The 13,547-nt window shown below is 60.8% G+C and carries 13 protein-coding genes; 10 read left to right on the plus strand and 3 right to left on the minus strand.

Annotated elements, in window-relative coordinates:
- Positions 1-100: 100 nt before the first annotated feature.
- Complete coding sequence (locus ACYF6X_RS09075) at positions 101-646, plus strand: AAA family ATPase (protein ID WP_130018005.1); 546 nt, start codon at positions 101-103, stop codon at positions 644-646.
- A 4-nt stretch (positions 647-650) separates the two neighbouring features.
- Here ACYF6X_RS09075 and ACYF6X_RS09080 read toward each other — a convergent pair whose 3' ends face one another.
- Entirely contained in the window at positions 651-1,655 is a 1,005-nt protein-coding gene (locus tag ACYF6X_RS09080) for a bile acid:sodium symporter family protein (protein ID WP_130018004.1), read from the minus strand.
- Positions 1,656-1,727: 72 nt separating this feature from the next.
- On the minus strand, positions 1,728-2,768 hold the full coding sequence (locus tag ACYF6X_RS09085) for an oxidoreductase (protein WP_130018003.1): 1,041 nt from the start codon (positions 2,766-2,768) through the stop codon (positions 1,728-1,730).
- A gap of 232 nt (positions 2,769-3,000) precedes the next feature.
- Here ACYF6X_RS09085 and ACYF6X_RS09090 point away from each other — a divergent pair, with 232 nt between their 5' ends.
- The 4 genes from ACYF6X_RS09090 (at position 3,001) to rsxC (ending at position 7,038) form a co-directional block, all read left to right on the plus strand.
- A complete protein-coding gene (locus ACYF6X_RS09090) occupies positions 3,001-3,441 on the plus strand; it encodes a DUF2569 domain-containing protein (RefSeq protein ID WP_130018002.1) in 441 nt (146 codons plus the stop codon).
- A gap of 135 nt (positions 3,442-3,576) precedes the next feature.
- On the plus strand, positions 3,577-4,158 hold the full coding sequence (rsxA, locus tag ACYF6X_RS09095) for an electron transport complex subunit RsxA (RefSeq protein WP_004938443.1): 582 nt from the start codon (positions 3,577-3,579) through the stop codon (positions 4,156-4,158).
- Positions 4,158-4,730, plus strand: coding sequence for an electron transport complex subunit RsxB (gene rsxB, locus ACYF6X_RS09100; RefSeq protein WP_004938428.1), 573 nt, complete (start codon positions 4,158-4,160; stop codon positions 4,728-4,730). The genes rsxA and rsxB overlap by 1 nt, the downstream gene beginning before the upstream one ends.
- Positions 4,723-7,038 carry an electron transport complex subunit RsxC gene (rsxC, locus tag ACYF6X_RS09105; protein ID WP_130018001.1) on the plus strand — a complete coding sequence of 772 codons (2,316 nt, stop codon included), beginning with the start codon at positions 4,723-4,725 and terminating at the stop codon, positions 7,036-7,038. Before rsxB ends, rsxC begins: the two co-directional genes overlap by 8 nt.
- Positions 7,039-7,071: 33 nt before the next feature.
- Here rsxC and ACYF6X_RS09110 read toward each other — a convergent pair whose 3' ends face one another.
- Positions 7,072-7,965 carry a helix-turn-helix domain-containing protein gene (locus tag ACYF6X_RS09110; protein ID WP_107226855.1) on the minus strand — a complete coding sequence of 298 codons (894 nt, stop codon included), beginning with the start codon at positions 7,963-7,965 and terminating at the stop codon, positions 7,072-7,074.
- Positions 7,966-8,330: 365 nt separating this feature from the next.
- Between ACYF6X_RS09110 and rsxD the strand changes: the two genes are divergently transcribed.
- The 5 genes from rsxD to dtpA all read left to right on the plus strand — a co-directional run bounded on the left by rsxD (position 8,331) and on the right by dtpA (position 13,510).
- Positions 8,331-9,416: an electron transport complex subunit RsxD gene (gene rsxD, locus ACYF6X_RS09115; protein ID WP_063989736.1), complete on the plus strand. Its 1,086-nt coding sequence runs from the start codon at positions 8,331-8,333 to the stop codon at positions 9,414-9,416.
- A 9-nt stretch (positions 9,417-9,425) separates the two neighbouring features.
- Entirely contained in the window at positions 9,426-10,055 is a 630-nt protein-coding gene (gene rsxG, locus ACYF6X_RS09120; RefSeq protein ID WP_107226857.1) for an electron transport complex subunit RsxG, read from the plus strand.
- Positions 10,052-10,750 carry an electron transport complex subunit E gene (locus ACYF6X_RS09125; RefSeq protein WP_130018000.1) on the plus strand — a complete coding sequence of 233 codons (699 nt, stop codon included), beginning with the start codon at positions 10,052-10,054 and terminating at the stop codon, positions 10,748-10,750. Before rsxG ends, ACYF6X_RS09125 begins: the two co-directional genes overlap by 4 nt.
- On the plus strand, positions 10,750-11,391 hold the full coding sequence (gene nth, locus ACYF6X_RS09130) for an endonuclease III (protein WP_063989734.1): 642 nt from the start codon (positions 10,750-10,752) through the stop codon (positions 11,389-11,391). Before ACYF6X_RS09125 ends, nth begins: the two co-directional genes overlap by 1 nt.
- Before the next feature lie 604 nt (positions 11,392-11,995).
- Positions 11,996-13,510, plus strand: coding sequence for a dipeptide/tripeptide permease DtpA (gene dtpA / locus ACYF6X_RS09135; protein ID WP_063989733.1), 1,515 nt, complete (start codon positions 11,996-11,998; stop codon positions 13,508-13,510).
- The last annotated feature ends 37 nt before the right edge of the window (positions 13,511-13,547 follow it).

Consider the following 13,547-nt stretch of genomic DNA (forward strand, 5'->3'; position numbering starts at 1 on the left):
GCGCCAAACGGCGCCTTCTTCTCATCCCCCCGTTTTCTTCCGCCTGCTCGTCTTTATCGCTGTTTTCACCCATAGCTCTGCTGCAAGAGAGGAATTCCGTATGTCTGACAAACTACGCCGCATCGTGCTGACCGGCGGCCCGGGTTCGGGCAAAAGCACGCTCATTGACGTTCTTCATCGCCGTGGTTACCCGCATTCGCAGGAGGCGGGCCGGGCGATTATTCAGGACCAGATGAGTATTGGGGGCAACGCGCTGCCGTGGGGCGATCGCCAGGCTTTCGCCGAGCGGATGCTCGATTGGGAACTGCGTTCATGGCGGGAGGCGATGGGCGAAACATGTTGGTTCTTCGATCGCGGCTTGCCGGATATCGCCGGTTACCTGACGCTGTGCGGGTTGCCGATCCCCGCCCCCTTAGCGGCGGCGATCGACGCTTTTCGCTATGCCGATACCGTGTTCATCGCCCCACCCTGGCAAGCGATCTACGCGCAGGACAGCGAGAGAAAACAGTCTTTCGCCGAAGCCGAGCAGACCTACCAAGCGATGCTGGCCGTCTACCGCCGATCGGGCTATCGGCTGCAGGAACTGCCGCGCGCCTCACCCGACGAGCGCGCCGACTTTCTGCTCGACGCACTGAGCTGCGGTTAGCGGCCTATTTAGCCACCAGCGCCTCCGCCTCGGCCCGCTGTTTGGCGGTTTTACGCGCATAGCGCTGCGCCAGCACCGCGCATACCATCAGCTGCACCTGGTGGAAAATCATCAGCGGCAGCACCATGGCGCCCACCGCCGCGGCTGGGAACAGCACGTTGGCCATCGGGATGCCGTTCGCCAGACTCTTTTTCGAGCCGCAGAAAACGATGGTGATCTCATCGGCGGTGTTGAAGCCCAGCCAGCGCGCCGCGTAGGTGTTGATCACCAGCACCACCGTCAGCAGCACCAGCGACATCACCAGGATGGTCAGCAGCGACCAGCCGTCGATGCGATGCCAAATGCCTTCCACCACCGCCGCGCTGAACGCGGTATACACCACCAGCAAGATCGACGAACGGTCGGTCAGGTTGATCAGTTTGCGATGGCGGTCGATCCACTTGCCGATCAGTGGCCGCGCCAGGTGGCCGACCACAAATGGCACCATCAATTGCAGAATGATCGAACCGATGGCGTGCAGCACGTCGGTATTGCCGCCCTGGGTATGCATCAACGCGCCCACCAGCAGCGGCGACAGGAACACGCCAAGAATGCTCGACGCCGAGGCGCTGCAGATCGCCGCCGCCACGTTGCCGCCCGCCGCCGAGGTAAAGGCGATGGCCGATTGCACCGTGGCCGGCAGCGCGCACAGATAGAGGAAACCGAGATAGACCGTCGGCGTCATGATGCCCGGCACCAGCAGGTTCATCGCCAGGCCGAGCAGCGGGAACAGCGCAAAGGTGCTGAGGAACACCAGCAGATGCAGCTTCCAGTGGCTCATGCCGGCGACGATCGCCTCGCGCGACAGCTTGGCGCCGTGCATAAAGAACAGCAGCGCGATGGCGGCGGTGGTCAGGTGCTCAAAGAAGGTTTTCCAGATGCCTTCGCAGGGGAACAGCGAGGCGACGATCACCACCAAAATCAGGACCAGCAAAAATTTATCAATGCGCAAACGCTGCAACCAGGACATGAAACGGATTTCCTTGCACGTAAAGTCGTAAAAAGGCCCGACGTGGCGCCGGGCACAGAAAAATGAACGGGATCAGACCACCGACAGCGCCTGCTGCAGCCGGGCCGATTCCAGCCCCAGTTCGATCAATGCCATTACCGCGATGGCGTCGGCGGCCGGCACTGGGTTTTCGCCTAAGCCGGCGATGGCGTCGCGCACCGCGGCGTAATAAGCCGGGTAATTGCCGGGAATATTGAGCAGCGGTTGCTCCGCCAGCAGATCGCCACGTGACAGCGTCACCACGCCGTCGCGCATGTCATAACCCCAGTCGGCCTGAGGCAGACGCTCACCGGCCTTCAGCCGGTCTTCCTGCGGGTCCAGGCCGTATTTAATATAGCTGCCGCGGGTGCCGTGCACCACGTAGCGCGGGCTCTCTGCCGCGACCAGCATGCTGGCGTGCAGTACCACGCGGCGATCGCCATAGCTCAGCAGCGCGTGGAAATAATCCACCGCTTGCGCCCCCGGCCGCAGTTCCCCCAGATCGACGAACAGGCGGTCGGGCTTGCCGAAGAGTTGCAGCGCCTGATCGAGCAAATGCGGCCCCAAATCGAACCAGATACCGCTGCCGACGCCGCCTTGTTCGCGCCAGCGCTGGCGCACCTGCGGCCGGTAGCGATCGAAATGCGACTCGAAATAGACCACCTCGCCCAGCGCGCCCTCATTCAGCAGCGCTTTCAGGGTAAGGAAGTCACTGTCCCAGCGGCGGTTGTGGAATACCGACAGCAGCAAACCGTTCTGCTGCGCCTGCTGTTGCAGCGCCTGCGCTTGTGACAATGTCACGGTAAACGGTTTATCCACCACCACGTGTTTGCCCGCAGCCAGCGCCTGCTGCGCCAGCGGGAAATGGGTATCGTTGGGGGTAGGAATCACGATCAGATCGAGGGTCGGATCGGCGAACAGCGCCTGCGCATCGCCCACCACCGCCATCGACGGCCAGTCGGCGTGCACTTTGCCGGCATCGCTGCTGGCGACGGCGGCCAACTCCAGCCCCGGCGTACCGGCGATCAGCGGCGCATGAAAGGTTTTGCCGGCGTAGCCGTAACCGACCAGCCCGACACGAATTTTCTCAGCCATGGGATTTCCTCTTGCAGGCTCACGACAGACCCTTTCGATTTGACACCATGCGGCCGGATGGAACAAGAAGTAAATGAGATGTTAACTTGAAGCGGGCTCGATACGGCGTCGAGTGACTAAACGTGCTGCCACGCACCGCGATGCCGAGCTATCCGGTTGATAGAGATGACGAAGCCGGTATTACCCGCTAAGCTATGCCGCCTGTGATCCCCGTTTCAATCAGGAAGCCTTTATGTCTCAAGCTGAATACTCTCGTATCGGCGGTTGGTTGCTGGCCCCGCTGGCCTATCTGATCGTCACCTTGCTCAGCGCCAGTTTGATGCTGCTCCTGTACGCCATGGCGATCTTTATGCCCGAGTCGCGCGACTACCTGCTGACCAACGCCCAGGCGTTTACCCTGCAATGGTATTTTTCGGTGCTGACCACGCTCTTGATGTGGTGCTTTACCCTGTGGCTGGTGCTTTTGTTTTGCCGGCGGTCGCTGCGCTTCCCCAAGCTGTTCTTGCTGTGGCTGTTGATCACGGTGGTCCTGGCGGTGAAAGCCTTTGCCTTCGCGCCGGTGCCGGATGAAGTGGCGGTGCGCAGCCTTGGCTGGCCGCTGCTGATGGCGGCGCTGCTGGTGCCTTACATCAAGCGCTCGCAGCGGGTCAAAGGCACCTTTACCGAACGTTAAAAGCGATTGCAGCACGTTTTATCGGGTGATTTGTGTAAATTTTCGCCAAAAAAGGCAATACCCCTGCGATTCATATGTTGTCGTCCGGCCGCCGATTCCCGATAATAGGCGGCTTTTATTTTTTTAGGCATCGCAATGACCGAATACCTGCTCCTGTTTGTCGGCACCGTACTGGTGAACAACTTCGTTCTGGTGAAGTTTCTTGGCCTGTGCCCGTTCCTCGGCGTTTCCAAGAAGCTGGAAAGCGCCATCGGCATGGGAATGGCCACTACCTTCGTCATGACGCTGGCCTCCGTCAGCGCCTGGGTGATCAACACCTTTATTCTGGTTCCGTTGGATCTGGTGTATCTGCGCACGCTCTCCTTCATTCTGGTGATCGCCGTCGTCGTGCAGTTCACCGAGATGGTGGTGCGCAAAACCAGCCCGGCGCTCTACCGCCTGCTGGGGATCTTCCTGCCGCTGATCACCACCAACTGCGCGGTGCTTGGCGTGGCGTTGCTTAACGTCAACCTCGGCTACAACTTCCTGCAGTCCGCCGTTTACGGCTTCAGCGCCGCCGCCGGTTTCTCGCTGGTCATGGTGCTGTTCGCCGCCATTCGCGAACGTCTGGCGGTCGCCGACGTGCCGGCGCCGTTCCGCGGCTCCTCGATCGCGCTGATCACCGCCGGGCTGATGTCGCTGGCCTTTATGGGCTTTACCGGGCTGGTGAAATTCTAATGACTGCGTTGTGGATAGCTATCGCGGCTTTAAGCGCGCTCGGACTGCTGTTCGGACTGGTGCTGGGCTACGCCGCGCGCCGTTTTGAGGTGGAAGAGGATCCGGTTGCCGAGCAGGTCGATGCGATCCTGCCGCAGAGCCAGTGCGGCCAGTGCGGCTACCCCGGTTGCCGCCCCTACGCCGAGGCGGTGGCCAACGGCGAGATGATCAACAAATGCGCGCCGGGCGGCGAACAGGTGATGCTGAAGCTGGCGGAGCTGCTCAACGTCGAGCCCCAGCCGCTGGGCAGCGAAGCCGCCGCCGAGCCGGAGCGTAAAGTGGCCTATATCGACGAGGCCAACTGCATCGGCTGCACCAAGTGCATTCAGGCCTGCCCGGTGGACGCCATCGTCGGCGCCACCCGCGCCATGCACACCGTCATCACCGACCTCTGCACCGGCTGCGATCTGTGCGTCGCCCCTTGCCCTACCGACTGTATTGAAATGAGACCGGTCGCCACCACCACCGCCAACTGGAAGTGGGACATGAAGACGATCCCGGTGCAAGTGATCCACGTGGAGCAACATGCTTAATCTGTTCGCCGCCTTTAAAAAAGACCGGATCTGGGATTTCGACGGCGGGATCCATCCACCGGAAATGAAAACGCAGTCCAGCGGTGCGCCGCTGCGTGTCGCTCCCCTGCCCAAGACCTTTATCATTCCGCTGCAGCAGCATCTGGGGCCGGAAGGCGAGCTGTGCGTCAACGCCGGCGATCGGGTGTTGAAAGGCCAGCCGCTGACCGTCGGCCGTGGCCGCACCGTGCCGGTACACGCCCCGACCTCGGGCACCGTCAGCGCCATCACGCCGCACATCACCGCTCACCCTTCCGGGCTGACGGAGCTGTGCGTGATTATCGAGGCGGACGGGGAAGACCGCGGGTGCGAGCGCGATCCGGTGGCGGACTACCGCCAAGCGCCCGCCGCGGAGCTGGTTCAACGTATTCATCAGGCCGGCATCGCCGGTCTGGGCGGCGCCGGTTTCCCGACCGCCAGCAAGCTGCAGGGCGGCATGAGCGGCGTGGAAACGCTGATCCTCAACGCCGCCGAGTGCGAGCCTTACATCACCGCCGACGATCGCCTGATGCAGGAACATGCCGACCAGATCATTGAAGGCACGCAGATCCTGCAACACATTCTGCAACCCAAGGTCACGCTGATCGGCATCGAAGACAACAAACCGGAAGCGATCGCGGCGCTGAAACAGGCGCTGCGCGGCCAGTCCGGCATTGGGCTGCGCGTTATTCCCACCAAATACCCCTCCGGCGGCGCCAAGCAGCTGACCAAGATCCTGACCGGCAAGGAAGTGCCGCACGGCAAGCACTCCTCTGCTATCGGCGTATTGATGCAAAACGTCGGCACCGCCTTCGCCATCAAACGAGCGATCGTCGACGGCGAACCGCTGATTGAGCGCGTGGTGACCCTGACCGGCGAGGCGATCGAGCGCCCGGGCAACCTGTGGGCGCGCATCGGCACACCGGTGCAGCACCTGCTAGACTTCGCCGGTTTCCGCCCGCAGGCGCAGCAGATGGTGGTCATGGGCGGCCCGCTGATGGGCTTCACCCTGCCCGCGCTGAATGTGCCGATCGTCAAGATCAGCAACTGCATTCTGGCGCCGACGGTCGATGAAATGTCGCCGCAGGAACCGGAGCAGTCCTGCATCCGCTGCGGCCTGTGCGTAGACGCTTGCCCTGCCGGGCTGCTGCCGCAGCAGCTGTACTGGTTCAGCCGCGGACAAGAGCACGACAAGGCGCGCAACCATAACCTGTTTGACTGCATCGAATGCGGCGCCTGCGCGTTCGTTTGCCCCAGCAACATCCCGCTGGTGCAGTACTACCGTCAGGAAAAGGCCGAGATCAAGGCTATCGATCTGGAGGCGGCGCGCACCGCCGAGGCCAAGGCGCGTTACGAAGCCAAGCTGGCGCGCCTGGAGCGCGAGAAGCTGGCGCGCGAAGAGCGGCATAAAAAGGCCGCCGTCAAACTGACCGACGACGATCAGGGCGCTGTTCAGGCCGCGCTGGCGCGCGTGCGCAGCAAAAATGCCGAAGCGGCGGTCACGCCGGTCAACGGCCAGCAGCCGGATAACAGCGAGATGATCGCCGCCCGCGAAGCGCGTAAAGCGCAGGCGCGCGAACGCCGAGCCCAGTTGGCGGCCGAGGCGGAAACAGAGGCATCATCGGCAACTTCTGGCGACGACGCGCGCAAAGCCGCCGTGGCCGCGGCGCTGGCCCGCGTAAAAGCGCGCAAGGAAGCGCCGGCCGCAGACAGCACGGCTCCGGCAGCAGCAGAGAACGATCCACGTAAGGCCGCGGTCGCTGCCGCCCTGGCGCGTGTAAAGGCCAAGAAAGCGGCGCAGCAGGCGGACGCCCCTGCACCAGTGGAAACGGCACCGGCAACCGCCGAGGAAGATCCGCGCAAGGCCGCGGTCGCTGCCGCTCTGGCGCGTGTCAAAGCCAAGAAAGCGGCGCAGCAGGCGGATGCCCCTGCACCGGCGGAAACGGCGCCGGCAACCGCCGAGGAAGATCCGCGCAAGGCCGCGGTCGCTGCCGCCCTGGCGCGTGTAAAGGCCAAGAAAGCGGCGCAGCAGGCGGACGCTCCTGCTCCAGCGGAAACGACGCCGGCAACCGCCGAGGAAGACCCGCGCAAGGCGGCGGTGGCAGCAGCTATCGCCCGCGCCAAAGCCAAAAAAGCGGCGCAGCAGGCGGATGCCCCTGCACCGGCGGAAACGGCGCCGGCAACCGCCGAGGAAGACCCGCGCAAGGCGGCGGTGGCGGCGGCTATCGCCCGCGCCAAAGCCAAAAAAGCCGCCAGGGAATCGCTGGCGGCGGAAACGGAAGACAAATGATGACAACGGCGCCTGGCTGTCGCCAGGCGCCGTTTAATCGATAGAAATCAGGTAGGTGTAATCCACTTCAATCTGGCGCAGTTTGGATTCCGGATTCCACTCTTTGGTTTGAATGATCTCCATTTCCATACTGCCGCGCACCTCATCCTTCAGCCCTGGCATCACATGTGACATCAGGTAGCCGAAAAACTGCAAACACTCTTTCGCCGAACCCTTGTGGTTGATAGAGATAAACTCGCGGCTCGGCAGATGGAAGGTGTCTATCTGATGGTTGGAAAGAATATCTTTTTTGTGTTCAGGATCGACCGCCATCACCAGCGTGGATGAGAGCTCGTCGCCCTCCCCGACATGGGGAGAGTAGATGCTGTAAATGCGCCGACAGTCGACGTGCAGCCCCTTGAAGAAGTCGTTGAAAATCTCGTCCTTCATCGCCATGCAGGAAGAGTACTCCAGCTCCTGCTCAGAGGCGAAATCCAGCCGGCGCGTGAAGCCGACCAACTGCATCTCGGGCAGCGTCAGCCGCTTCACTTCCGGGTAATAACCGGCGCCGTAGCTGGCTTCAAAGTTAAAGCGCGGCATCAGGTTTTTCACGTCCCAGTGCTCCATCGAGCGGTAGCGATTGGGCGTGGTGCCGAAGCGCTGCTTGAACATGCGGGTAAAGGTCTGCTGAGAGTCGAAGCCCAGCTCATCGGAAATGTCGATGATGGAGCGACGAGTAATGCGCAGCGCCACCGCGGCGCGCGTCAGGATACGCGAACGGATATAGGTGGCGAGTTGAATGCCGGTAATACGCTTGAATTTACGCTGCAGATGCCACTTGGAATAGCCCGAAATACGCGCGACTTCATCCAGGTTTGGCCGTTTCTCCAGATGTATCTCCACCCACTCAATTAGCTCTTCAATAAAAAAAATGTCTTCATTTGTCATTATTATGGATTCACTGACTCAATAATGTTCGCGATAGTAACCTACACGGATTATGTGAAAGTTGTTATTTTGTGCTGAAATCTGGAGAAAAATGATATCTCATTCAGACGCTTACCCCATTTCCTGCGGTCGATGGCGGCACAAGTTCCACTGACAATTCCTCACGTTAGCCCATTTCCCGGCCAAAAAAAAATCAAATCGCGCTGCCCCGATCGCCGGATGTGCGGAAAGCCGAATACCCCTATCATTAAGGCGTATTACCCTCGCATCGAATCAGGTAGAATGCTCGGCTATCATTTTTGCCGCGCCTTTAGAACGGCGCATCGAAACTGCCGCAGGCGCGGCGCAGAAGGTATCGTTACTTTATGAAGTTCAGGCCGGTATCACCCACAGCCGCCAAAGGCTTACACATCGCCAGCTCGCCTTTCACCCACAACCAGCAAAGCACCAGCCGCATCATGCTGTGGGTCATGTTGGCGTGCATTCCCGGCATCGCGGCGCAGATTTGGTTCTTCGGCTACGGCGTATTGATTCAGGTGGCGCTGGCGGCGATCGTCGCGCTGGCGGCGGAAGGCGCGGTCCTCAAGCTGCGCAAGCTGCCGGTGCGCAGCCGGCTGGCGGATAACTCCGCCCTGCTGACCGCGCTGTTGCTCGGCATCAGCCTGCCGCCGCTGGCACCCTGGTGGATGATCGTCATCGGCACCTTCTTCGCCATCGTCATCGCCAAGCAGCTGTACGGCGGCCTCGGGCAGAACCCGTTCAACCCGGCGATGGTCGGTTACGTGGTGCTGCTGATCTCCTTCCCGGTACAGATGACCAGCTGGCTGCCGCCGGATGAGTTGCGCGCCACCGCGCTGCCTCTCCACGACACGCTGCTGGCCATTTTCAGCGGCCATACCTCGCAAGGCGCGACGCTGCACGAACTGCAGATGGGCGTGGACGGCATCAGCCAGGCCACGCCGCTCGACGGTTTCAAAACCGGCCTGCGCAGCGGCCACAGCGTGGAACAGGTGCTGCAGCAGCCGCTGTTCGGTGGCGCCCTGGCCGGCATCGGCTGGCAGTGGGTCAACCTCGGCTTCCTGGCCGGCGGCCTGTTTATGCTGGCGCGCCGTCTGATCCATTGGCAGATCCCTTTCAGCATGTTGGCCGCTATCGCCTTCTGTTCCGGCCTGGCCTGGTGGCTCGATCCGGCGCATCAGGCGTCGCCGCTGATCCACCTGTTCTCCGGCGCCAGCATGCTGGGCGCGTTTTTTATCGCTACCGATCCGGTCAGCGCGTCCACTACGCCGAAAGGCCGTTTGATCTACGGCGCGCTGATCGGCGTGCTGGTGTGGCTGATCCGCGTCTATGGCGGTTACCCTGACGGCGTGGCCTTCGCCGTGCTGCTCGCCAACATTACCGTCCCGTTAATCGACCACTACACGCAGCCGCGCGTGTACGGCCATCGCTAAGGAGCCGCCATGCTGAATTCCATGAGAAAGCACGGCACCACGCTGGCGGTATTCGCGGCGGTCACCACCGGTCTGACTGCCGTCGTCTATACCCTGACGAAAAGCACCATCGCCCATCAGGCGGCGCTGCAGCAAAAAGCGCTGCTCGATCAGGTGGTACCGCCGGAAAACTACGACAACATCATGCAGAACGAATGCTTCCTGGTCAGCGATCCGGCGCTGGGAGACGATGCGCCGCACCGCTTGTACCTGGCGCGCAAAGACGGGCAACCGACCGCCGCCGCGCTGGAAACCACCGCGCCGGACGGCTACTCCGGCGCCATCAAGCTGCTGGTCGGCGCCGATTTCAACGGCACGGTGCTCGGCACCCGGGTGATTGAACACCACGAAACCCCGGGGCTGGGGGACAAAATCGAACTGCGCATTTCCGACTGGATTTCCTTCTTCAGCGGCAAGAAAATCGAAGGCCCGGACGATAAGCGCTGGGCGGTGAAGAAAGACGGCGGCATGTTCGACCAGTTCACCGGTGCCACCATCACCCCGCGGGCGGTGGTCAATGCGGTGCGCCGCACGGCGTTGTATATGGAAACGCTGCCGCCTAAACTTGAAAGCTTACCTGCGTGTGGAGCCAGCGAATGAGTGAAGCCAAAGAATTGATCGTCCAGGGGCTGTGGAAAAACAACTCCGCCCTGGTGCAGCTGTTGGGCATGTGTCCGCTGCTGGCGGTGACCTCCACCGTCACCAACGCACTCGGCCTGGGGCTGGCCACCACCCTGGTGCTGACGCTGACCAACGCCTCCATCTCCGCGGTGCGCCGCTGGGTGCCGAGCGAGGTGCGCATTCCTATCTACGTGATGATCATCGCCGCGGTGGTGAGCATCGTGCAGATGCTGATCAACGCCTATGCCTTCGGCCTGTATCAGTCGCTCGGCATCTTTATTCCGTTGATCGTGACCAACTGCATCGTGGTGGGCCGCGCCGAAGCGGTGGCCGCCAAGAAGCCGGTCGGCCTCTCGGCGCTGGACGGCATGGCCATCGGCCTCGGCGCTACCGGCGTGATGGTGACGCTGGGCTCGATGCGCGAACTGTTGGGCAACGGCACGCTGTTCGACGGCGCCGATCAGCTGCTGGGCGGCTGGGCCAAGTCGCTGCGCATCGAAGTGGTGCATTTCGACAGCCCGTTCCTGCTGGCAATGCTGCCGCCGGGCGCCTTTATCGGCCTGGGGCTGCTGCTGGCGGTCAAATATCTGATCGACGAAAAAATGAAGGTGCGCAAAGCGCGCGCCGTGGCGGTGGAACCGCTGCTGGAACAAGGACGTGCTGAGAAGGCCTGATGAACAAGCAGAAGCGACTGGAAATTCTGACCCGGCTGCGCGACAACAACCCGCACCCGACCACCGAGCTGGTGTACACCACGCCGTTTGAGCTGCTGATTGCGGTGCTGCTGTCTGCACAGGCCACCGACGTGAGCGTCAACAAGGCGACCGCCAAGCTTTATCCGGTCGCCAACACCCCCGCCGCCATGCTGGCGCTGGGGGTTGATGGCGTCAAGGAGTACATCAAGACCATCGGCCTGTTCAACAGCAAGGCCGAAAACGTGATCAAAACCTGCCGCATGCTGCTGGAGCTGCACGGCGGCGACGTGCCGGAAGACCGTGCCGCGCTGGAAGCGCTGCCGGGCGTCGGCCGCAAGACCGCCAACGTGGTGCTCAACACCGCCTTCGGCTGGGCGACCATCGCCGTCGACACCCACATCTTTCGGGTGTGCAACCGCACCCACTTCGCGCCGGGCAAGAACGTCGATCAGGTGGAAGAGAAACTGTTGAAGGTGGTCCCCGCCGAATTCAAGGTCGATTGCCACCACTGGCTGATCCTGCACGGGCGCTACACCTGCATCGCGCGCAAACCGCGCTGTGGCTCCTGCATTATCGAAGACCTGTGCGAGTATAAAGAAAAGGTTTATCCGGAATCCTGAGTTTGTGGGGTTCGGCAAACCGTACCCCACCGCGCCCTTTCCCCCGCCAACGCCTCTTTTTTATCGGAAATGTGATATCGCGCAGCAGTAACCCCGGCGTTATCGCGGTTTTCAGTGAAAAACGCAGCGCCGTGTTATTTTCAAGCGAAAAATTAGTCGAAAATTGCGGTGAACGTCACGCTTTCGAGATCACAAGGCGTTCACAAATGCCAGCCCCGTTTTCCTAAATTTCTATAATTTTACAAAACGCGCCATATACACAACATTCCAACGGATTAATAACCGTACATACACTGATGCGCTAAAAAATAGCAATTCAGCAGAATATATACCTGTTTAAAATCCGTATAGCTTTTAATCAAAACAAAAAATCGGCAAACCATTAAAACCCGAAAGTTAATACTGCATAACATTTGCAACATCGCGGCATAATCCTGTGGGCGTTAAATGTAACCGAATATGACAAACTGCTTGCCACGTTGACAAAGATAGTGAACATTAACCGCCGTCCCCATCCTATAACAACGCAAAAGGATGCCGTTCCGCATCAACTTTTGTACTTTCCCGTCCTCCAAAGACGGGCTGCGAAAAAACAGAGGTACCAGTGTCAACAGCAAACAACCAACACCCGGAGAGCGTGAGCCTTAACGCGTTCAAACAACCGAAAGCATTCTATCTGATCTTCTCGATCGAACTGTGGGAGCGTTTCGGCTATTACGGCCTGCAGGGCATCATGGCGGTTTATCTGGTCAAGATGCTCGGCATGAGCGAAGCCGACTCCATCACCCTGTTCTCTTCCTTCAGCGCGCTGGTATATGGCTTCGTGGCCATCGGCGGCTGGCTGGGCGATAAAGTGCTGGGCGCCAAACGCGTGATCGTGCTCGGCGCACTGGTGCTGGCCGCCGGTTACGCCATGGTGGCCTACTCCGGCCACGACATCTTCTGGGTCTACATGGGCATGGCGACCATCGCCGTGGGTAGCGGCCTGTTCAAGGCTAACCCGTCCTCCCTGCTGTCCACCTGCTATGAGAAAGACGATCCGCGTCTCGACGGCGCCTTCACCATGTACTACATGTCGGTGAACATCGGTTCCTTCTTCTCCATGCTGGCCACCCCGTGGCTGGCGGCGAAATACGGCTGGAGCGTGGCGTTCTCCCTGAGCGTGGTCGGCATGCTGATCACTCTGGTCAACTTTATGATGTGCCGCAAATGGGTGAAGGAAAACGGTTCCAAGCCTGACTTCAAGCCGCTGCATCTGCCGAAACTGCTGATGGTGCTGGTCGGCGTCGTGGCGCTGATCGCCGTGTCCAGCTGGCTGCTGCACAACCAAGTGATCGCGCGCTGGGCGCTGGCCCTGGTTTCCGCCGGCATCGTATTGGTGTTTGCCAAAGAAACCTTCGCCCTACACGGCGCTGCACGCCGCAAGATGATCGTCGCCTTCCTGCTGATGCTGGAAGCGGTGGTGTTCTTCGTGCTGTACAGCCAGATGCCAACCTCACTGAACTTCTTCGCTATCCATAACGTGGAACACAGCATCTTTGGCGTCGCCTTCGAGCCGGAGCAGTATCAGGCGCTGAATCCATTCTGGATCATGCTCGCCAGCCCGATTTTGGCCGCGCTGTATAACAAAATGGGCGATCGCCTGCCGATGCCGCACAAGTTCGCTTTCGGCATGATCCTGTGTTCCTGCGCCTTCCTGGTGCTGCCATGGGGCGCCAGCTTCGCCAACGAACAGGGCATCGTGTCGGTCAACTGGCTGATCCTGAGCTACGCGCTGCAGAGCATCGGCGAGCTGATGATTTCCGGCCTGGGGCTGGCGATGGTGGCGCAGCTGGTGCCGCAGCGTCTGATGGGCTTCATCATGGGTTCCTGGTTCCTGACCACCGCCGCCGCCGCGCTGATCGCCGGTAAGGTTGCCGGTCTGACCGCCGTCCCAAGCGACATCAACGACGCGCACGCTTCGCTGGCCATCTACAGCCATGTGTTTATGCAGATCGGCATCGTCACCGCCGTCATCGCTATCCTGATGATGCTGACCGCGCCGAAACTGTACCGCATGACGCTGGACACCACCGAAGACGCCAATCAGAAAGCGCAGGAAGCCACCGCGGCTCGCTGATCGCCGGCAAATTGAGCGTAAATAAAAACACCGGGGT

It is taken from the genome of Serratia sp. ID 25-353, from assembly GCF_054792795.1.

Excerpts from the sequence above, each read along its gene's own strand:
- ACYF6X_RS09085 (WP_130018003.1), bottom strand. The coding sequence starts at position 2,768 with ATGGCTGAGAAAATTCGTGTCGGGCTGGTCGGTTACGGCTACGCCGGC.
- ACYF6X_RS09125 (WP_130018000.1), top strand. The coding sequence starts at position 10,052 with ATGAGTGAAGCCAAAGAATTGATCGTCCAGGGGCTGTGGAAAAACAAC.
- rsxA (WP_004938443.1), top strand. The coding sequence starts at position 3,577 with ATGACCGAATACCTGCTCCTGTTTGTCGGCACCGTACTGGTGAACAAC.
- ACYF6X_RS09080 (WP_130018004.1), bottom strand. The coding sequence starts at position 1,655 with ATGTCCTGGTTGCAGCGTTTGCGCATTGATAAATTTTTGCTGGTCCTG.
- ACYF6X_RS09090 (WP_130018002.1), top strand. The coding sequence starts at position 3,001 with ATGTCTCAAGCTGAATACTCTCGTATCGGCGGTTGGTTGCTGGCCCCG.
- rsxB (WP_004938428.1), top strand. The coding sequence starts at position 4,158 with ATGACTGCGTTGTGGATAGCTATCGCGGCTTTAAGCGCGCTCGGACTG.
- rsxC (WP_130018001.1), top strand. The coding sequence starts at position 4,723 with ATGCTTAATCTGTTCGCCGCCTTTAAAAAAGACCGGATCTGGGATTTC.
- rsxD (WP_063989736.1), top strand. The coding sequence starts at position 8,331 with ATGAAGTTCAGGCCGGTATCACCCACAGCCGCCAAAGGCTTACACATC.
- nth (WP_063989734.1), top strand. The coding sequence starts at position 10,750 with ATGAACAAGCAGAAGCGACTGGAAATTCTGACCCGGCTGCGCGACAAC.
- ACYF6X_RS09110 (WP_107226855.1), bottom strand. The coding sequence starts at position 7,965 with ATGACAAATGAAGACATTTTTTTTATTGAAGAGCTAATTGAGTGGGTG.
- ACYF6X_RS09075 (WP_130018005.1), top strand. The coding sequence starts at position 101 with ATGTCTGACAAACTACGCCGCATCGTGCTGACCGGCGGCCCGGGTTCG.
- rsxG (WP_107226857.1), top strand. The coding sequence starts at position 9,426 with ATGCTGAATTCCATGAGAAAGCACGGCACCACGCTGGCGGTATTCGCG.